The sequence below is a fragment of the Streptomyces sp. C10-9-1 genome (genome assembly GCF_024497955.1).
GTDB classification, from domain to species: Bacteria; Actinomycetota; Actinomycetes; order Streptomycetales; family Streptomycetaceae; genus Streptomyces; species Streptomyces sanyensis.
In genome coordinates this window covers 1-19062 of record NZ_JANHKP010000009.1, presented here as the reverse complement: position 1 = coordinate 19062, position 19062 = coordinate 1, and the positions used below count along the sequence as shown (strand labels likewise).

General features: G+C 73.1%; 20 protein-coding genes. 12 read left to right on the top strand and 8 right to left on the bottom strand.

All coding sequences use genetic code 11. From position 1 onward, the window contains the following. The first annotated feature begins 19 nt into the window (after positions 1-19). The 4 genes from NPS70_RS14245 to NPS70_RS14230 all read left to right on the top strand — a co-directional run bounded on the left by NPS70_RS14245 (position 20) and on the right by NPS70_RS14230 (position 5360). A complete protein-coding gene (locus NPS70_RS14245) occupies positions 20-856 on the top strand; it encodes a carbohydrate ABC transporter permease (protein ID WP_374212006.1) in 837 nt (278 codons plus the stop codon). Between the two features lie 9 nt (positions 857-865). Beyond that, on the top strand, positions 866-2407 hold the full coding sequence (locus NPS70_RS14240; protein ID WP_256524587.1) for a glycoside hydrolase family 3 protein: 1542 nt from the start codon (positions 866-868) through the stop codon (positions 2405-2407). Between the two features lie 77 nt (positions 2408-2484). Continuing rightward, on the top strand, positions 2485-3561 hold the full coding sequence (locus tag NPS70_RS14235; RefSeq protein WP_256524586.1) for an SIS domain-containing protein: 1077 nt from the start codon (positions 2485-2487) through the stop codon (positions 3559-3561). Positions 3562-3884: 323 nt separating this feature from the next. Further along, entirely contained in the window at positions 3885-5360 is a 1476-nt protein-coding gene (locus tag NPS70_RS14230; RefSeq protein WP_256524829.1) for a PAS domain-containing sensor histidine kinase, read from the top strand. A 197-nt stretch (positions 5361-5557) separates the two neighbouring features. On the opposite strand, the gene NPS70_RS14225 is transcribed toward NPS70_RS14230, so the two are convergent. Together NPS70_RS14225 and NPS70_RS14220 are read right to left on the bottom strand one after the other, a co-directional pair. Further along, entirely contained in the window at positions 5558-5815 is a 258-nt protein-coding gene (locus NPS70_RS14225) for a WhiB family transcriptional regulator (protein WP_003953983.1), read from the bottom strand. A 320-nt stretch (positions 5816-6135) separates the two neighbouring features. Beyond that, a complete protein-coding gene (locus NPS70_RS14220; protein WP_256524584.1) occupies positions 6136-7104 on the bottom strand; it encodes a diacylglycerol kinase family protein in 969 nt (322 codons plus the stop codon). A 150-nt stretch (positions 7105-7254) separates the two neighbouring features. Between NPS70_RS14220 and NPS70_RS14215 the strand changes: the two genes are divergently transcribed. After that, positions 7255-7686: a hypothetical protein gene (locus NPS70_RS14215; RefSeq protein ID WP_256524583.1), complete on the top strand. Its 432-nt coding sequence runs from the start codon at positions 7255-7257 to the stop codon at positions 7684-7686. Between the two features lie 91 nt (positions 7687-7777). Here the strand turns inward: NPS70_RS14215 and NPS70_RS14210 are convergent, their stop codons facing one another. From NPS70_RS14210 to NPS70_RS14200, 3 genes are all read right to left on the bottom strand, one after another. Beyond that, on the bottom strand, positions 7778-8767 hold the full coding sequence (locus tag NPS70_RS14210) for a SigB/SigF/SigG family RNA polymerase sigma factor (RefSeq protein WP_305885882.1): 990 nt from the start codon (positions 8765-8767) through the stop codon (positions 7778-7780). A gap of 23 nt (positions 8768-8790) precedes the next feature. Next, entirely contained in the window at positions 8791-9204 is a 414-nt protein-coding gene (locus tag NPS70_RS14205) for an anti-sigma regulatory factor (protein WP_018845530.1), read from the bottom strand. Between the two features lie 320 nt (positions 9205-9524). Continuing rightward, a complete protein-coding gene (locus tag NPS70_RS14200; RefSeq protein ID WP_256524581.1) occupies positions 9525-10493 on the bottom strand; it encodes a 1-aminocyclopropane-1-carboxylate deaminase/D-cysteine desulfhydrase in 969 nt (322 codons plus the stop codon). Between the two features lie 259 nt (positions 10494-10752). Between NPS70_RS14200 and NPS70_RS14195 the strand changes: the two genes are divergently transcribed. The 3 genes from NPS70_RS14195 (at position 10753) to NPS70_RS14185 (ending at position 13943) form a co-directional block, all read left to right on the top strand. After that, positions 10753-12171 (top strand): family 2B encapsulin nanocompartment shell protein, encoded by a 1419-nt coding sequence (locus tag NPS70_RS14195; protein ID WP_256524580.1) that lies wholly within the window; start codon positions 10753-10755, stop codon positions 12169-12171. A gap of 107 nt (positions 12172-12278) precedes the next feature. Next, positions 12279-13316, top strand: a complete 1038-nt coding sequence (locus tag NPS70_RS14190; RefSeq protein WP_256524579.1) for a family 2 encapsulin nanocompartment cargo protein polyprenyl transferase — start codon at positions 12279-12281, stop codon at positions 13314-13316. A gap of 183 nt (positions 13317-13499) precedes the next feature. Continuing rightward, positions 13500-13943: a DUF6304 family protein gene (locus NPS70_RS14185; RefSeq protein ID WP_256524578.1), complete on the top strand. Its 444-nt coding sequence runs from the start codon at positions 13500-13502 to the stop codon at positions 13941-13943. Between the two features lie 112 nt (positions 13944-14055). Here NPS70_RS14185 and snpA read toward each other — a convergent pair whose 3' ends face one another. Further along, complete coding sequence (gene snpA / locus NPS70_RS14180; protein WP_256524577.1) at positions 14056-14721, bottom strand: snapalysin; 666 nt, start codon at positions 14719-14721, stop codon at positions 14056-14058. Between the two features lie 202 nt (positions 14722-14923). On the opposite strand from snpA, the gene NPS70_RS14175 reads away from it, so the two are divergent. Together NPS70_RS14175 and NPS70_RS14170 are read left to right on the top strand one after the other, a co-directional pair. Beyond that, positions 14924-15937: a LysR family transcriptional regulator gene (locus NPS70_RS14175; RefSeq protein WP_256524576.1), complete on the top strand. Its 1014-nt coding sequence runs from the start codon at positions 14924-14926 to the stop codon at positions 15935-15937. 102 nt (positions 15938-16039) lie between these two features. After that, entirely contained in the window at positions 16040-16606 is a 567-nt protein-coding gene (locus tag NPS70_RS14170) for a DUF4291 domain-containing protein (protein ID WP_256524575.1), read from the top strand. A 106-nt stretch (positions 16607-16712) separates the two neighbouring features. Here the strand turns inward: NPS70_RS14170 and sodN are convergent, their stop codons facing one another. Beyond that, positions 16713-17108, bottom strand: coding sequence for a superoxide dismutase, Ni (gene sodN, locus NPS70_RS14165; RefSeq protein ID WP_256524574.1), 396 nt, complete (start codon positions 17106-17108; stop codon positions 16713-16715). Positions 17109-17259: 151 nt separating this feature from the next. Here sodN and sodX point away from each other — a divergent pair, with 151 nt between their 5' ends. Then, positions 17260-17685 carry a nickel-type superoxide dismutase maturation protease gene (sodX, locus tag NPS70_RS14160; RefSeq protein ID WP_256524828.1) on the top strand — a complete coding sequence of 142 codons (426 nt, stop codon included), beginning with the start codon at positions 17260-17262 and terminating at the stop codon, positions 17683-17685. Here sodX and NPS70_RS14155 read toward each other — a convergent pair. Further along, positions 17604-18218 carry a CGNR zinc finger domain-containing protein gene (locus NPS70_RS14155; RefSeq protein WP_256524573.1) on the bottom strand — a complete coding sequence of 205 codons (615 nt, stop codon included), beginning with the start codon at positions 18216-18218 and terminating at the stop codon, positions 17604-17606. The two genes, sodX and NPS70_RS14155, sit on opposite strands and share 82 nt — an antisense overlap. A gap of 80 nt (positions 18219-18298) precedes the next feature. Between NPS70_RS14155 and NPS70_RS14150 the strand changes: the two genes are divergently transcribed. Further along, positions 18299-19062, top strand: a 764-nt coding sequence (locus tag NPS70_RS14150) for a trans-aconitate 2-methyltransferase (RefSeq protein WP_374212000.1), incomplete at its 3' end; no start/stop codon positions are given.

The following is a 19062-nucleotide window of genomic DNA, read 5'->3' as shown; positions in this document are numbered from 1 at the left end:
CACCAGCACCCCGCAGTCCCTGCGCCGCCGCCCCCCGCTGAGGCCCGCGGCGATCCTGAAGAACCTGACCGCCCTCGCCCTGGCGGCCGTGTTCCTCTTCCCGGTCTACTGGATGTTCTCGTCCTCGCTGAAGCCCCAGCACGAGATCCTCAGCAAGGACCCGGTCTTCCTCTTCACCCCGACCTTCGAGAACTACCCGACGGCCACCGGTGTCGACCTGTTCTGGACCTTCGTCCGCAACAGCCTGATCGTCACCCTCGGTGCGGTGCTGCTGGCCCTGCTGGTCGCCCTCGCGGCGAGCTTCGCGATCGCCCGCATGAAGTTCAAGGGCCGCAAGGGCATGGTCCTCGTCGTGATGATGGCGCAGATGGCCCCCTGGGAGGTCATGGTCATCGCGATGTACATGATCGCCCGTGACGGGGCCATGCTGAACAGCATCCCGCTGCTGACGGCGATCTACTTCGTCATGGTGCTCCCCTTCACCATCTGGACCCTGCGCGGTTTCATCGCCGCCGTCCCCGTGGAGCTGGAGGAAGCCGCCCAGATCGACGGCTGCACCCGCGGCCAGGCCTTCCGCAAGGTGATCTTCCCGCTGCTCGCACCGGGCCTGATGTCCACCTCGCTCTTCGGCTTCATCACGGCCTGGAACGAGTTCGCGATGGTCCTGGTGCTCAACAAGGACAAGGAGGCGCACACCCTGACGCTCTGGCTCACCCAGTTCCAGACCGCCTTCGGTGACGACTGGGGCGCCACGATGGCCGCCTCCACGCTGTTCGCGCTTCCCGTGCTCATCGTCTTCCTGTTCCTCCAGCGCCGGGCCGTCGGCGGTATGACCGCCGGCGCGGTGAAGGGATAACGCGCCCCCATGACGACTCTTCTGCGCGGTTCGTCCGCCACGCTCACCCGCGACGCCCTGACGGTCCTCCAGCCCGGATTCCCGGGCACCACCGCCCCCGACTGGGTGCTGCGCCACATCGGCGAGGGACTGTCCGCGGTCGGCCTGTTCGGCCGCAACATCGAGTCCCCCGAGCAGATCGCCGCCCTCGCCGCGCAGCTGCGCGCCGAGCGGGACGACGTCCTCATCGCGATCGACGAGGAGGGCGGCGACGTCACCCGGCTGGAGGTGCGCGGCGGCTCCTCCTTCCCGGGCAACTACGCACTCGGCGCCGTCGACGACGTGGACCTCACCCGGGCCGTCGCCCACGAACTCGGCCGCAGGCTGGCCGCCTGCGGAGTGGACCTCAACTGGTCGCCGTCCGCCGACGTCAACTCCAACCCGGACAATCCCGTCATCGGGGTGCGTGCCTTCGGTGACGAGACGGAGCTGACGGCACGGCACACGGTCGCCTACATCGAGGGCATGCAGGCCGCCGGCGTGGCCGCCTGCACCAAGCACTTCCCCGGGCACGGCGACACCAACGTCGACTCCCACGAGGACCTGCCCCGGGTCGATGTGGACCTGGACACACTCCACGCCCGTGACCTGGTGCCTTTCCGCGCCGCGATCGCCGCGGGTTCCAAAGCGGTCATGAGTGCGCATATTCTGCTCCCCGCGCTCGACCCTTCCCGCCCCGCGACCGTCAGCCCGCAGATCCTCACCGGTCTGCTGCGCGAGGAGCTGGGCTACCAGGGCCTGATCGTCACCGACGGCATCGAGATGCGCGCGGTGTCGGCCACCTACGGGATCGAGCGCGGCTCGGTCCTCGCGATCGCCGCCGGAGCCGACGCGATCTGCGTCGGCGGCGGACTGAACGACGAGGGCACCGTGCTGCAGCTGCGCGACGCCCTCGTCGCCGCGGTGCGCAAGGGCGAGCTGTCCGAGGAACGGCTGGCGGACGCGGCGGAGCGGGTACGCGCACTCGCCGCGTGGACCCGCCAGGCCAGGGGGGCTGCGACGGAGCCGGGCGCGGCGACACAGGAGGGGACCGCGCCCGGCTCCGACATCGGCCTCGTCGCCGCGCGGCGGGCCGTGCGGGTCACGCCGGGGGAGCGGCCCTTCGAGCCCTTCACCGGCCCGGCCTACGTCGCGGCGCTGACGCCCGTCGCCAACTTCGCGGTCGGCGACGAGACGCCCTGGGGGATCGCCGCCGAGCTGGCCGGGTTGCTGCCCGGTACGGCGACCGGCACCTACACCGGCGAGACGTCCGCCGCGGAACTCGTGGCAGAGGTGCTGCGCAACGCGGGGGACCGTAGGATCGTCGCAGTGGTCCGCGACGCCCACCGCCACCCCTGGATGACCGGGGCCCTCGACGCCCTGCTCGCGGCCCGTCCCGACAGCGCCGTGGTCGAGATGGGCATCGACCGGGCCGAACCGAGGGGGGCGCTGCACATCGCCACCCGCGGTGCCGCCCGCGTCTGCGGACGTGCCGCCGCCGAGGTCCTCACCGGCCGGGAAGCCGGGGTCTGACCGAGGCGAACCGTGCCGGGGGAGCGCCGGGCGCCGTGCCGGGCACCCCGGCACCCCCACCGTCCTGGAGGTCCGGTATGCCCCCCACCCCGGCCGATCGCAGCGAGCACGACGAGTACCCCGGCCGGGTCATGGCCGGGGAGATGGCCCAGCAGCCCGCGGTCCTGCGGCGCATCCTCGACGAGGGTGCGCCGCGGATCCGCGCGGTGGCGCGGGAGGTGGCGGCCCGGCGGCCGCGCTTCGTGCTGCTGACCGCGCGCGGCACCTCCGACAACGCCGCGCTGTACGCCAAGTACCTCATGGAGATCCGGCTCGGCCTGCCCTGCGGCCTGACCTCGATGTCCACCACCACGGCCTACGGTGCCCGGCCCGACCTGAGGGACGTGCTGGTCGTCACCGTGAGCCAGTCGGGCGGCTCGCCGGACCTGGTCGCCTCCACCCGGGCGGCCCGCGAGGCCGGGGCGATCACGCTCGCGGTCACCAACAACGCGGACTCGCCGCTGGCCGCGGTCTCCGAGTTCCACGTCGACGTCCTCGCCGGCCCGGAGAAGGCGCTGCCCGCCACCAAGACCTACACCGCCTCGCTGCTGGCCCTCTACCTGTTCACCGAGGGCCTGCGCGACGGCGACACCTCCGCCGCCGGGGCGCTGCCGGAACTCGCCTCGCGCGTCCTCGGCCGCCAGGACGAGGTCCGCGCCCTCGCCGCCCGCTACCGCTTCGCCGAGCGCATGGTGATCACCTCGCGCGGCTACGGCTACCCGACGGCCAGGGAGGCGGCCCTCAAGCTCATGGAGACCAGCTACATCCCCGCCCTCGCCTACTCCGGCGCGGATCTGCTGCACGGGCCGCTGGCCATGGTCGACAACGTCTCCCCGGTCATCGCCGTGGTCACCCAGGGCAGGGGCGGCGAGGCCCTCCAACCCGTCCTGGACCGGCTGCGCGGGCGGGGGGCGGACCTCTTCGTGGTGGGGCCGGCCGCCCAGGTCTCCGCCGCCTCCGCGGGCTTCGTGCTGCCGACCGAGGGCGTCCCGGAGGAGCTCCAGCCGGTGCTGGAGATCCTCCCGCTGCAGCTCATGGCCTACGAGGTGACCATCGCCCGCGGGCAGGACCCGGACGCCCCGAGGGCCCTGGCGAAGGTCACCGAGACACGCTGACACCAGCCGGTCCCATTTGCCCGGTGCATAAGTATGGCGCGGGAACTAAACTCTCCAGGTGCATGGACAGCGCCAAATGGTCTAGTCCACAATGGAAGGGTCGCGCCCCCGGGGGCGCGGCACGCACCGAGCCTCCTCCCCCACCGCACAGGGGGGTGGAACGAGGTCCCCGACGCTCTCTGCCCTGACTGCGCCGAGACCTCTGAAACGGCTGACAGGACCGCACACCCGTCGGCCGGGAAACTCGGGGCTGCGGTGCCGTACGGGTTGAGGGTCCCGTCGCGGCGCCGCGGCCCGCGGGTACCCTCGCTGCTGTGCCCTCCATGAACGATCTGGTCCGCCAGCACACCGCCCTCAGCGAGTCCGACCTCGAGTGGCTCCATCTGCTGGTCTCGGAGTGGCAGCTGCTCTCCGACCTCTCCTTCGCCGACCTGGTCCTCTGGGTGCCCACCCGGGACGGCACCCGCTATGTCTCGGTGGCCCAGATGCGCCCCAACACCGGCCCCACGAGCTACCAGGACGACATGGTCGGCCACCTGGTGCCCCGCGGCCGCCGCCCCCTGCTGGACGCCGCGCTGGACGAGGGCCGCATCGTGCGCGAGGGCGACCCGGAGTGGCGCGAGGAGGTGCCGGTGCGGGTCGAGTCCATCCCGGTCCGCCGCGAGGGGCGGGTGCTCGGCGTGATCGCCCGCAACACCAACCTGCTGACCGTGAGGACACCCTCCCGCCTGGAGCTCACCTACCTGCAGTCCGCCTCCGACCTCGCCCAGATGATCGCCGCGGGCTCCTTCCCCTATCCCGGGGAGCAGGTCGAGATGGACGCCTCGCCGCGGGTCGGCGACGGCCTGGTCCGGCTCGACGCCGACGGGGTCGTCCAGTACGCCAGCCCCAACGCGCTCTCCGCCTACCACCGGCTCGGGCTCGCCTCCGACCTGGTGGGCCACCACCTGGGGCAGACCACGGCCGAACTGGCGCCCTCCCGCGGCCCGGTGGACGAGGCCCTGGTGAAGCTCGCCAGCGGCTACGCGCCGCGCGAGTTCGAGGTCGAGGGCAACGGCGGGGTCATCCAGCTGCGGGCCATCCCCCTCAAGCCCAAGGGCGTGCGCATCGGTTCGCTGGTCCTGCTGCGGGACGTCACCGAACTGCGGCGCCGGGAACGCGAGCTGATCACCAAGGACGCCACCATCCGGGAGATCCACCACCGGGTGAAGAACAACCTCCAGACTGTGGCGGCCCTGCTGCGCCTTCAGGCCCGCCGGATGGACTCCGTGCGGGGCAGGGAGGCGCTCAACGAGGCGGTCCGCCGGGTGGGCTCCATCGCCATCGTGCACGAGACCCTCTCGCAGAACCTCGACGAGCGCGTCGAGTTCGACGAGATCGCGGACCGGGTGATCGCCATGGTGGCGGAGATCTCGCCCGGGAAGGTCGACTGCCGCCGCACCGGCCGCTTCGGCATCCTCGACGCGGAGGTCGCCACCCCCCTGTCGATGGTGCTCACCGAGGTCCTCCAGAACGCCCTGGAACACGCCTTCGCCCCCGGCGAGCACGGATCGGTCGACGTGTCGGCGGTGCGCGGGGACGCACGCCCCGGCAGCGGCCGGCTGCTGATCACCGTCCAGGACGACGGGCGCGGGCTGCCCGAGGGCTTCGACTCCGGGCAGGCGGGAAACCTGGGGTTGCAGATCGTCAGGACCCTGGTGGAGGGGGAGCTGGGCGGCACCTTCGACATGCTCCCGGTGGCGGAACCGGGGCGCGGCACCCGCGTGGTGCTCGACGTGCCGGTGGCGGACCGGCGCTGAACGGGCCACCGCCCGCGCGCAGCGAAGAGCCCCGGACCCTTCGTCAGGTCCGGGGCTCGAAGCTCGTTGCTCGCATGTGCGAATGCGCATCGGGTACTGCGCGCTGCGGCTCGAAGGCGGTGGATGCGTGCTCGCCGTCTACGGAACGGGTGCCGTCGGGTGCACGCGCCGCCGGGGGAGGCCGGTGGCAGGGGGCGTCAGGCGCTCGCGTTGCGCGCCCGGTTGCGGGCGGCGCGGCGCTTCATCGCGCGGCGCTCGTCCTCGCTGAGGCCACCCCAGACGCCGGAGTCCTGACCGGACTCGAGCGCCCACTGCAGGCACTGCTCCATGACGGGGCAGCGGCGGCAGACGGCCTTGGCTTCCTCGATCTGCAGCAGCGCGGGACCGGTGTTGCCGATGGGGAAGAAGAGCTCGGGGTCTTCCTCGCGGCAAACGGCGTTGTGACGCCAGTCCATGGCTGCTACCTCTCCTTGGTGTTTCTTGCACGTTGCTTGTGAATGTGAACGCTTTCACGAATCCCTCCGCAAGGGAAGGGCCGACAGCTGGGGTGCCCAGCGCTGGGTCCTGGATTCGTGGAAGGGTTTCGGTGACCTGTGGTGGCCGGTGTTGCGGGCCGTCCCGATCGCCATGTAGAGATTCGCAAACCTCGGCGGCGGATACAACCCCTTCCGGAAAGTTTTTTTTGATTCCTCGGTGTCGACTAGGTCACAGCCGTACTTCTATGGGGTGGATGCGCGCCCGTACGTTCGAGATAAAGGACTTTCGGTCCTTCCACTCACACAATCACACGCAGTGCACGGCGAACGCCTGTGAACGTCACGCTCGTGCGCAGGCCGAGGTGGTCACCGTCCATCTGGAAGGGCAGTGGAACCTTGGAATGCAAGGTGAAGTCCGTCTGGTCGTGATACGTCACCGCGTGCTTGCCCCGGGGGCCCCGCTCCGGGGTCGATCTGAGCAGCTGGGCGCCGTAGCGGGCCACGGCCGGGGTCGACAGGCGGGACAGCCCCAGGATGTCGAGCGCGGTGTCGAAGGACGCCTTCGGGGAGGCGTACACCGGGCGGTTGCCCAGATAGGTCCAGGGCGAGGTGTTGCAGACTATCGACAGCACCAGGTCCCGCACCGGGTCGAGGTCGGGCCCCTCCAGGGCGATCGTCCCGTGCCGCCGGTGGGGCTCGTCGAGGAACTGGCGGAGCACCTGGCGGACGTAGAGGGCGTGTGTGGAACGCCTGCCGCGCTCACGGTGCTGCTCCACCCGGCCGACGACCCCCGCGTCGAAGCCGAATCCCGCGCAGAAGGTGAACCAGCGCGGCGGCACGCCCTCGTCCTCGGTCCCCGGGGTACCGGCCGCCAGGCCCAGGCCGACGGTGCGCTCCGTGCGGTCCCGCAGCGCGTCGAGGATGGCGCCGGTCGCCTCGACCGCGTCGTTCGGCAGGCCGAGCGCGCGGGCGAACACATTGGTCGAGCCGCCGGGGACCACGGCCAGGCGGGGCAGCGCCTCCGGGTCCGGCCCGGCGTGCAGCAGGCCGTTGACCACCTCGTTGACGGTGCCGTCGCCGCCCAGGGCGACCACCAGGTCGATCTCGCCGGACTCCGCGGCCCGCCGGCCGAGGTCGCGGGCGTGGCCGCGGTACTCCGTGGAGACGGCCTCCAGCTTCATCTCGCTGGCCAGCGCGTGGATCAGCACGTCCCGGGTGCGGGCACTGGTGGTGGTAGCCGCCGGGTTGACCACGAGAAGTGCACGCATGCGATGCAGCGTACCTACCGAGAGGTATCCGGCCCAGTCCGGGGTGATCCACCGGGGCCGCCGTGCGCAGGGGGCCCGTCGGGGGCGGGCGCCGGCCGCCCCGCCGCCTTCCCCCGCGGCCGCGCCGGGAGCGGCGGCTACCCTGCTGGGGTGAGCAGTGACGAAGCGACCCCCCGCCCCTCCCGCCTGACGGCCGCCGCGGCGGTCTGCGCCGCCGAGGGCCTGGCGCTCGTCGCCGGCGGCCTCTTCATGCTCGTCATGGGTGTCGCGGGCGACCCCGACAGCTCCTCCGCCGCGGAGACGGGCGGTGTGACGCTCGCGCTGCTGGGCGTGATCCCGCTGGCCGCCGCCCGGGGGCTGCTGCTGCGGCGCGCCTGGAGCCGGGGTCCGGCCATCATCACCCAGCTCATCGCGCTCATCCCGGCCTGGACCCTGCTGCGCGCCACCGGGGCACTGATCCCGCTGGGCATCCTCCTGGCGGCCGTCGCGGTCGCCGGACTGGTGCTGCTGGTCAACCCGGCCACGGCGCAGGCCCTCGGCATCGGCGCGGCGGGCGCGCGCGGCGGGGACTCCTCCGCCTGACCGCCGGCCGGCCTGCCGCACCACGCGAGGAGGGGAGCGCCCGCACGGGTGCTCCCCTCCTCGCGTGGCCCGCTGCGCGCGCGGCGTCGGCCTACTCCTCCACGAGGAGCTTCTCCCGCAGCTGGGCCAGGGTCCGCGCCAGCAGGCGCGAGACGTGCATCTGCGAGATCCCGACCTCCTGCGCGATCTGCGACTGGGTCATGTTCCCGAAGAACCGCAGCAGCAGGATGCGCTTCTCCCTCGGCGGCAGGTCCTCCAGCAGGGGCTTGAGGGACTCCCGGTACTCGACCCCCTCCAGCGCCTCGTCCTCGGCGCCGAGGGTGTCGGCCACCGCCGGCGACTCGTCGTCGGTGTCCGGCACGTCCAGGGACAGCGTCGAGTAGGCGTTCGCCGACTCCAGGCCCTCCAGCACCTCCTCCTCCGAGATCCCGAGCCGCTCGGCCAGCTCGTGGACGGTCGGGGAGCGGCCGTGCAGCTGCGAGAGCTCGGCGGTCGCCGTGGTCAGGGCGAGCCGTAGCTCCTGCAGCCTGCGCGGCACCCGCACCGCCCAGCCCTTGTCGCGGAAGTGGCGCTTGATCTCCCCGACCACGGTCGGGGTCGCGTACGTCGAGAACTCCACGCCCCGGTCCGGGTCGAACCGGTCGACCGACTTGATCAGGCCGATCGTGGCGACCTGGGTCAGGTCGTCCAGCGGCTCGCCCCGGTTGCGGAAGCGCCGGGCGAGGTGCTCGACGAGCGGCAGGTGCATCCGGACGAGCTGGTTGCGCAGTTCGGCGCGTTGCGGGGACTGCTCCGGCAGGGAGCGCAGCTCTATGAACATCGCCCGTGCACCGCTGCGGTCGTGCGCGTCCTGCCGCTGCGGCCGCTCGTGCTCGTGCCGCTGCTCGTGCTCGCTCATCCGGTCCGCCTTCTCCCCGGGCTCCGCCCGGGCCGGAGTTGCCCCTGGGAGGCCGGGGGGAGGGCTCCCCACCGGTGCCTGCTCCGCAGGTTCGTCCACCATCGGGTGCGGCCGCGCGTGCTGCTCCGGGATGCCGGCCGACGCGCTCAGCACCCCGGGGGCACGCTCCTCGTCCTCCCGCATCGAACCATCCCCGTTTCCGTTGCTCACGCCGGCCCGGGCCCCGCGCCGCGCTGCTTGTACAGGCTGATGGAGACCGTACGGTCGTCGGCGACCGAGGAGTCGACCTTCCCGGCCAGTGCCGACAGCACCGTCCAGGCGAAGGTGTCGCGCTCCGGGGCCCGGCCGTCGGTCGTGGGGGCCGAGACCGTCACTTCGAGTGAGTCGTCGACGAGGCGGAAGACACAGCTGAGGACCGATCCGGGTACGGCCTGCTGCAACAGGATCGCGCACGCCTCGTCGACCGCGATCCGCAGGTCCTCGATCTCGTCGAGGGTGAAGTCCAACCGTGCCGCGAGACCGGCGGTGGCCGTTCGCAGCACGGACAGGTAGGCACCCGCGGCCGGCAGTCGGACTTCCACGAAGTCCTGGGTCCCGGGCTCGCCTGCGATCTGGGACACCCTCACCTCCAAGGTGGCACATGCTCTCTCTGGGGCGCGGGATGAGTTCCCGCGGCGGTGCGGTACGCGGTCACGCGACCGGTACCGGCCTGGCGACGCTATCGCGATCCGTGCTTGCCTGTCGCCGGGGACCCCTGAGCCAGCGGCTATCACTCATGGTAAGCCCATGAGTACGCACAGTGGCTAGTGGTCTGCGCCGCCCAATTGCACGGAACCGGCGGATGGTTGACGTACCCCGTGGCCATGGCGCCGAATCGTCGACAAAGCGCCATGGCCACACGTGCACCATCCGTACCGGCGTCCGGGGCGCCGCCCGGGGGTCATCCCGGGCCCGGCGGCCCTTCCGGCCCGGCCCCGCCGGGGGGCGGCCGCCGGGTGGTTCCCGGGCCCGTGACCACCGCGGCGACCGTGCTGCCGGGGGCGAAGGCGCCCTCCGCCGCCAGGGCCGCGAGGCCGTAGAGCAGCTTGGCCACGTAGATCCGCTCGACCGCGAGCCCGTGGCGCTCCTCGAAGCTGGAGGCGAAGTCCTCCAGCTCGGGGGCCGACCGTGCGTACCCCCCGAAGTGGAAACGTTCCTCCATGTCCCAGGAGCCCCGCGGGCCGCCGAACGCGCGGACCTGGAGCTCGCGCACCGCGCCGCCCAGGAAGCCGCCCCGCAGCACCGCGAGGCCCAGGGCGCGCCGCCCCGCGCCGAGGCCCGCCGCGAGCCCGGCCAGCGTGCCCCCGGTGCCGCACGCGACCGCTGCCACGTCGATCCGCGTCCCGGCCTCGCGCAGTTCGCGGCCGAGTTCCGCGCAGCCCTGCACCGCCGGCGCGTTGCTGCCGCCCTCGGGTACCACGTAGGCGTCCTCGGGAGCCTGCGCCTCGGCCAGCAGCCGGGCGAGGACCGCGGGCTCGTCCTTCGCCCGGTAGGTGGCGCGATCGGTGAACACCAGCCGCATCCCGTCCTCGGCGCAGCCGCGCAGCGAGGGGTTGAGCGGGCGCGAGGCCAGCTCGTCCCCCCGGACCACGCCGACGGTCGGGCAGTCCAGGAGCCGCCCGGCGGTCGCCGTCGCCCGCAGGTGGTGCGACCAGGCGCCGCCGAAGGTCAGCAGCGGGCGGCCCGCCGCGGCGCGGAGGTTGGGTGCCAGTTTGCGCCACTTGTTGCCCGGGAGCTCGGGGTGGACCAGGTCGTCCCGCTTGAGCAGCAGCCTGACCCCGTGCCGGTCGAACGCCGGGTCGCGGAGTTCCTGGAGCGGGGAGGGCGGGCGCGGCCCCAGCAGCGCGTCGCGATTCACGGAGCGGTTCACGCCTCCATTGTGGGGCGCCCTGTGCGCCTTCCCCGCACGCCGGGACCGCACCGGCGGCCCTCCGGTCCTGCCGGGCCCGTGCGCCGCGGCGCCGGCCCGTCGAGCGCCGGGTGCCCGTGCTTTCGGACGCCGTGCGAGCCGATCCGGCCGCTTCCCCGTGCGTGCCGATCCAGTCCCACCCATTTGTGTAATGGTGCGATGACGCTCTGTACTGAAAGGCTTCTCCTCGCAGGTCAGCAATTGATCGAGAGGGATTCACATGACGGTCGGTTCGGTTGGTTCCGCAGGGGACGTCCGCGAGCAGCAGACGCCCCGGCAGAGTCTCGGCACTGCTGCGGCGCGGAATCTTGCGACCACCACCAAGTCCGCCCCGCAGATGCAGGAGATCACCTCGCGGTGGCTGCTGCGCATGCTGCCGTGGGTGCAGGTGCAGGGCGGCACCTACCGGGTCAACCGCCGCCTCAGCTACGCGGTCGGCGACGGCCGCGTGACCTTCGTCCAGACGGGGGGCCGGGTCGAGGTCATCCCCGCCGAGCTGGGGGAGCTCCCCGCCCTGCGCGGCTTCGGCGACGAGGCGGCGCTCGCCGAACTCGCCAACCGCTGCGAGCAGCGGGAGTTCGCCGCGGGCGAGATCCTGGCCGCCGGCGGGGAGGCGGCGGACCGGGTCTTCCTGCTGGCGCACGGCCGGGTCGAGCAGGTCGGCGAGGGGCCCTACGGCGACGAGGCGGTGGTCGAGGTGCTCGCCGACGGCGCCTACTTCGGCGACCGGTCGCTCACCGACCGCGAGGCCGTCTGGCCCCACACGGCCCGAGCGGCGACCGCCTGCACCGTCCTCGTGCTCACCCGCGACGACGTGCTCAACCTGGCGGACCGCGCCGACTCCCTGCGCGCCCATCTCGCGGGCTTCGCGGCGGTGCCCTCGCAGCGCACCAACCCGTACGGCGAAGCCGCCATCGACCTCTCGGCGGGCCATGTCGGCGAGGCCGTCGTCCCGCACACCTACGTCGACTACGACGCCGCGCCCCGCGAGTACGAGCTGAGTGTGGCCCAGACGGTGCTGAAGGTGCACAGCCGGGTGGCCGACCTCTACAACCAGCCGATGAACCAGACCGAGCAGCAGCTGAGGCTCACGGTGGAGGCCCTGCGCGAGCGCCAGGAGCACGAGCTGGTCAACAACCGCGAGTTCGGACTGCTGAACAACTGCGACTACGGCCAGCGGCTCCAGCCCCACGACGGCGTCCCCGGCCCCGACGACATGGACGAGCTGCTGTCCCGCCGCCGCGGCTCCAGGATGTTCCTCGCCCACCCGCGGGCCATCGCGGCCTTCGGACGCGAGTGCAACAAGCGCGGCCTGGTCCCGGGGACGGTCGACATCGGCGGCCACCAGGTGCCCTCCTGGCGGGGCGTGCCGATCTTCCCCTGCAACAAGATCCCGGTCTCCGAGGCCCGCACCACCTCGATCATCTGCATGCGGACCGGTGAGGAGGAGCAGGGCGTCGTCGGCCTCCACCAGACCGGCCTCCCGGACGAGATCGAGCCCAGCCTCTCGGTCCGCTTCATGGGCATCGACGAGCAGGCGATCATCTCCTACCTGGTCACGGCCTACTACTCGGCCGCCGTCCTCGTCCCCGACGCCCTCGGCGTCCTGGAGAACGTCGAGGTGAGCCGCTGGCGCTGACGCGTGCTCAGGGGTCCTGCCCGCTCGGGGCAGGACCCGGCCGCCGGGCACGGCCGCCGCCTCGCGCCCGGCCGGCGCAGCCCCGTCCTGAACGAAAGGACCGCCTGTTGACCATCTCGGACACCACCGAGGGCCGCGAGGCCGTCGCCCTGCTGGAGCGCAGCCGTGGCGCGGTGCAGCCCGAGCTCCGCTCCGCCCTGGACACCCTGCCGGGGGCGGTGCGCCGTGTCGCCCTCTACCACTTCGGCTGGGAGCACGCGGACGGCAGCCCGGCCGCCTCCGGGGCGGGCAAGGCGATCCGGCCGGCCCTGGTGCTGGCCTCGTGCCGTGCACTGGGCGGGGACCCGGCGCGCGCACTGCGCGCGGCCGCGGCCGTCGAACTGGCCCACAACTTCACCCTGCTCCACGACGACGTCATCGACGAGGACGCCACCCGCCGCCACCGGCCCACCGCCTGGACGGTGTTCGGCACGGCCGACGCCATCGTCGCGGGCGACGCCATGCTGGCGCTCGCCCTGCGCCTGCTCGCGGAGGACGGGGACCCGCGCTCGGTGGCCGCCTCCGCACGCCTGGCCGCCTGCGTGATCGAACTGTGCGCCGGCCAGCAGGCCGACTGCGCCTTCGAGGAGCTGTCCCCCGAGGAGGTGACACTCGACGACTGCCTCGGCATGGCCACGGCCAAGACCGGTGCCCTGCTCGGCGCCTCCTGCGCGCTCGGCGCCCTGTACGCGGACGCCGGGGAGGAGGAGGTCCGCGCCATGGACGCCTTCGGCAGGGAGGCCGGTCTCGCCTTCCAGCTCATCGACGACCTGATGGGCATCTGGGGGGACCCGGCGCGCACCGGCAAGTCGGCCGGCGCCGACCTCTGCGCACGCAAGAAGTCCCTGCCCGTGGTCGCGGCTCTGGCCTCGGGCACGGAGGCGGCGGAGGAGCTGGCCTCTCTGTACCGGGGGCCGATGGGCGCCTCCGCCGCGGCCCGCGCGGCCGACGCCGTCGAGCGGGCGGGCGGGCGCGACTGGGCCCAACTCCAGGCCGCGGACCGCATGTCGCGCGCCCTCGGCGAGCTCTCCCGCGCCGTTCCCGACCTGGACGCGGCGGGGGACCTGCTCGCGCTCGCCGAGTTCGTCACCCGCCGCGGCTGCTGAGCCGCGCCACCGCGAGCATCCGGGGGAGGAGGAGCGCGGACCGGCCGCGTCCCCCGGCGGTACCGGGGGACGCAAGCGGCGAAGGGCGCACCGGGGTACGAGCCGGTCGCACCGGCCGCCGGAAGCCGCCCGGGAACGCCACCTGGCACGCGTCACGCGCCCGTCTGGCGCTACAGTCCGCGCATGTCATCGGAGTCGACAGAGGTCTGGGCGGGCTGGTACCGCGACCGGGCCGGGGCCGAGGCGGTCGCGATCACCGCGACCGACGGCCGCGTGAGCACATGTGTCAGAGGCACCGCGTACGCGGGCGCCACCTTCGCCGCCCTCCGTGCCGGGGGCACCGGGGCCGCCCTGACGGGCTGCGTACTGGAGTGGGACATGCCGCTGCCCGTACGGGCCGACGGCGTCGAGCGGGCGGCCACCCTCAGCTGCCTGCTGACCCTCGGAGAGGCGGCTGCCGAGGGCGGCGCCCCGGTCCGCTCCGAACTCAGCCTCACCCTCCACTACGGGGGGACCGCCTACGAGGCGGCGGTCGCCGACGGGGACTTCGACGAGGCCCTCGCCCGCATCCGCCGCCAACTGCCCTCCGCGGCCGAACCGGTCCTCCCGGAGCCGGCCCGGACCTGAGCCCCGTACGCACGAAGGCGCCCCGCCACGAGGGCGGGGCGCTTCGTCGGCGCGGGCCGGGGGCGCGGACCGCGCCCCCGGCCCGGAGGCCGCCTGCCGCGGGTGCCGGGGGTCAGGAGGCCCGGGCCACGGCGGACGCCAGGCCGTAGGCCCACAGCTGGTTCACCCGGGAGCGCTCCTGGTAGTTCGGGTAGGCGTTGGTGCAGGAGGGGCCGGGGCCGCCGCCCGACATCAGCTCGCTGCACGGACCCGAGTAGTGGTCCGGGAGACCGAGCACATGCCCCGTCTCGTGGGTCGTGACCCGCGTGGAGTTGTAGATCTGGTTCTGGCGGTAGTCGAGGAAGATGTACCCCCGGCCGTGGCCGTCGGTGCTCGCGTACGAGCCGCGCGAGTCGTTGCCCTCGTAGTAGGAGAAGTCGGCGCCGGACCCCTCCACCAGCCGGACGTTGGAGACCGAGCTGTTCCAGATCCGGGTGCTGCTGGCTATCTGGGTGCGGAAGCTGGGCGCCCGGCTGGCGTTGTACACCACGGTCACGACCTGGGCGCCGGGGTTGGCGGCGCGCTTCTCGGCCACCGACTTCACGACCGCGTCGAAGAAGGCGGCGGTCGCCCTGGCGTCCTCGGCGGACCCTTCGTAGGCCGCGTACGAGGAGACGTCCGACGCGGCCGCAGGGGAGTTGGCCGGGGCGGAGGGTGCGGCGGTCGCGGGGACCGCCCCGAGCACGGCGGCGAGGCCGACGCCGAGCACGGCGGAGAGTAACGCTCTGGGGTGACGCATGGGGGGCTCCTACTCGTCCGGTTGACGATGTGCGGTAGGGCGAGTGTGGGGGAGCAGGCCCCGCGGCGGGATGATGCCGAGGGGTGATAGGACGAGCGCATCGGGGTCCCCGAGAGTTTCCGCCGCGACCTGTCCCGATCCGTCCCAGGTGCCCCGACAACGGTGTCTGGTGGGACAGTTGGGGCGGCCCTACTCTCGTCGCATGGAGCTCGAGGTGAGGCATCTGCGTGCGCTGTGCGCCATCGCCGACACCGGCAGCCTGCACAAAGCGGCCCGGCGGCTGGGCGTCAGCCAGCCCTCGCTGACCACCCAGCTGCGCAGGATCGAGAACTTCATCGGCGCCCCGCTGTTCGCCCGCGAGCGCACCGGATGCCGTCCCACCCCGCTCGGCCGGTCCGTGCTCAGCCGTGCACGGCCGCTGGTCGGCGAGATGGCCGCGCTCGTCGTCGAGGCCAAGGCGGCGGCCGCGCACGAGGGCGGGCCCCTGCTGCGGATCGGCTCGACGGCCAGCCGCGCCCTGGCCGGATGGCTGCGCCGGCTGCGCGTCCGGCTGCCCGGCACCGACCTCTCCCTCCACATGGACGTCTCGGCCAACGCGCTGCTGCGCCTGGTCGCGGAGGGGCAGTTGGACGTCGCCTTCGTCCACGAGGTGGAGGGGTGCCCCCTGCAGGTGCCCGACGGGCTGGAGTCACGGGTGCTGGTGCAGCGGGAGCCGCAGTTCGTCTCCCTGGCACGCGACCACCCCGCCGCCGCCTCGGCGGTGGTCGAGCTGACCGACCTCGCCCAGGACTGCTGGATGGTCGACCCGACGGTGGACGGGGAGTGGGACGGGCTGAGCCGGGTGCTGCGCTCGGCGGGCATCGACCCGACCGTCCTGCACGGGGACTACCACACGGCCGCCTCGCTGATCGCCGTCGGCGAGGCCGTCGCTCCGTGCCAGCCCACCTCCGTGCCGCGGGAGGACATGGCGATCCGCCCGCTCAGGGGGGACCCGCTGGCCGTACGCCTGCTGCTGTTCTCCCACCCCGGGACACCCGACCTGTTCGGTGCGGCGTACGAGACCCTCTCCGCCGCCTACCGCGACGCCGCGCTCCGTGCCGCCCCCTACCGCCAGTGGCTGGGACGCCACGGCAGCCCTCTCCTCGACGGACTGCCCCCGGGGACCCACCGCCCCGCACCGGACCGGGCGGACGCCTGCGGGACGGCGGCGGGTTGAGGCCGGAGCCCGGGGGCGCTGGTGGTGCCCGGGGGACCGGTGACGGGCCGGACGGGCAAAACACATCGCGGAGCGCACGGTGCGGATGGCAGGGTGCGGTGCATGGCACCCCCGTATCAGATCCGTGCCGACTACGACGCTCGCACGATCGTGGTCTACCAGGCGTACCCGTCCGCCATCGCCGACGCGGCGCTGCGGGCAGGCCGCTTCGTCGAGCCGTTCTCGTTCCACAGGATGACGTGGATCAAGCCGTCGTTCCTGTGGCTGATGCACCGCAGCAACTGGGCGCGCAAGCCGGGGCAGGAGCGCGTTCTCGCGGTGCGGATGAAGCGCGACGGCTGGGAGGAGGCCCTGTCGCGTGCCGCGCTCACGACCGGGGACCCGGCGGCCGTGGCCCGTGCGGCCGTGCACGTCCAGTGGGACCCGGAGCGCTCGCTCCGGGGGGCGGCCCTCAACCACTACAGCATCCAGGTCGGCATCAGCCGCCAGTTGACGCGTACGTTCGCCGAGGACTGGACCGTCGGTCTCACCGACCTCACCCCGCAGGTCCGCAAGGCGGCTTCCCTGGTGCGGGGCGCTCACACCGCGAGGGGCCGGAGGCTGCTCCCGGCGGAACGCGCCTACCCGCTGCCCCGCGCGCTGGAGAACCGCCTCGTGCCGGGTGCGTGACCGTCGTCCGCCGGGCAAGCAGAGGGGCCCGACCGCTGATCGCGGTCGGGCCCTTCGCCCCCGGCTGCGGCCCTGCCGCGCAGGGCCGTGTCCCCGGGGAAGGGGATCAGGCCTTCTTGGTCTCCCAGAAGATGCGGTCGACCTCGGCGATGAGCTCCAGCGCCTTCTCGCCCGTCTTGGGGTCCGTGGACCCCTTCGCGGCCGAGAGGGCCTTGAGCGTGTCGTTGATCAGCTGGTGCAGCTCCGGGTACTTCTCGAAGTGCGGGGGCTTGAAGTAGTCGCTCCACAGCACCGAGATGTGGTGCTTGGCGAGCTCCGCGCGCTGCTCCTTGATGACGGTGGCGCGGGCGCGGAAGTGCGGGTCCTCGTTGGCCTGGTACTTCTCCTGGACGGCCTTGACCGACTCGGCCTCGATACGGGCCTGGGCCGGGTCGTAGACACCGCAAGGCAGGTCGCAGTGGGCGCTGACCTTCACCTTGGGGGCGAACAGGCGGGAGAGCATGGAGCTGTCCTTCCTCGTGATCGTCTTCTCAGGTGGGAGATTACTCCGTGGGAAGCGCGTTTTCTCGGGTGCCCCCTGGGGCTTAGGGCAAAAGTCCGGTACCAGGACGGGACCGGTGTCGGAACAGACGGTGGACAGCGGAGGTGGCCCGATGGGCGAGCAGGGGCATGAGGCGCGAGCGCCGTTCGGCATCGCCGAGGTGACCGGGCGTTCCATGTACCCCACGCTCCACCACGGCGACCGGTTGCTGGTGCACCACGGGGCGGAGCTGCGCCCCGGCGACGTGGCGGTGCTGCGCCATCCGCTCCAGCAGGACCTGCTCGTCGTGAAGCGGCTGGCGGAGCGCCGGTCCGGAGGCTGGTGGGTGCTCGGCGACAACCCGGACGGCGAGGTCGTGGACAGCCGTGCCTTCGGCCCGGTCCCCGACGAGCTGGTGCTCGCGCGGGTGCGCGCCCGCTACCGGCCCATGCTGCCGGGACGCCGCCGCACACCGCTCTACGTGGCCTCCTGGGCGGTGTCGGCGCTGCGGACGGTGTCGGCGGACCGGTCGGTCTCCAGGCGCTTGCGGGCCCGGTAGGCGGCGACGTTGGCGCGGGTGGCGCAGCGGTCGGAGCAGTAGCGCCGCGAGCGGTTGGTCGAGGTGTCGAGGAAGGCGTTGCGGCACGGGGCGGCCTGGCACAGCCCGAGGCGGTCGACGCCGTACTCGGTCAGGTGGAAGGCCAGGCCCATGGCGGCGATGGCCGCGTAGCCGGAGGTGGCGTTGGAGGCGTGGTCCGCCAGGTGCATGTGCCACAGCGGCCGGCCGTCCTCGTCCCGGTGGTCGTGGCCGGAGATCTGGGGGCTGACCGGGAACTCCAGCAGCAGGGAGTTGAGCAGGTCGACGGCCTGGGTCTCCTCGCCCGCGTCGGCCGCGGCGAAGACCGCGCGGAGCCGGGCGCGCACGGAGCGGAAGCGGGTGACGTCCGCGTCCGTCGCCCGGCGGGCTGCCTGCATCGAGGCACCGAAGAGCTCCCGGACGGCGTCGACGGACGTCAGCGAGTCCTTGCCGCGGGTCGGCTCCTCGGTGTTGACCAGGCGTACGGCGTAGTCCGAGTAATGGGCCAGTTCCACTTGTAGTCCTTACTGCAAGGGTCTACTGTCGGCGTAACGGATGGAGTAGGTTCGAGGGTATTACGGACGAAAGGATTCCGGTGGTGGAGACGGGCACGGGCGCGGCAACCGACTGGCGGGCCTGGCAGGAGAGCTGGGACCGCCAGCAGGAGTGGTACATGCCGGACCGGGAGGACCGGTTCCGGGTCATGCTCGACATGGTCGAGGCGACGGTCGGACCCGAGCCCAGGGTGCTGGACCTGGCCTGCGGCACCGGCACCATCACGGACCGGCTGCTGACCCGCTTCCCCCGTGCCACCAGTACCGGCGTGGACCTCGACCCGGCCCTGCTGGCCATCGCGCGCGGCACCTTCGAGGGCGACGGCCGCGTCTCCTTCGTGGCCGCCGACCTCACCGGCCCGGACTGGACGGCGGCGCTGCCGCACTCCCGGTACGACGCCGTGCTCACCGCGACCGCCCTGCACTGGCTGCACCGCGAGCCCCTGGCCGCGCTCTACGGGCAGCTCGCGGGGCTCGTGCGCGAGGGCGGCGTCCTGATGAACGCCGACCGCATGAAGGACGAGGCGACCCCAGCGATCAACGCGGCCGAGCGCGCCCACCGCCACGCGGCCATGGAACGGGCCCGCGAGGCGGGCGCGCTGGACTGGGCCGACTGGTGGGCGCTGGCCGCCGAGGACCCGGTCCTCGCCGCGCCGACCGCCGAGCGCTTCCGGATCTACGGGGAACACGCGGACGGCGACACCCCGTCCGCCGCGTGGCACGCCGAGGCGCTCCGCGCGGCCGGCTTCGCCGAGGCGCGCCCCGTGTGGGCCTCGCCCAGCGACGCCCTGGTGCTCGCCCTGCG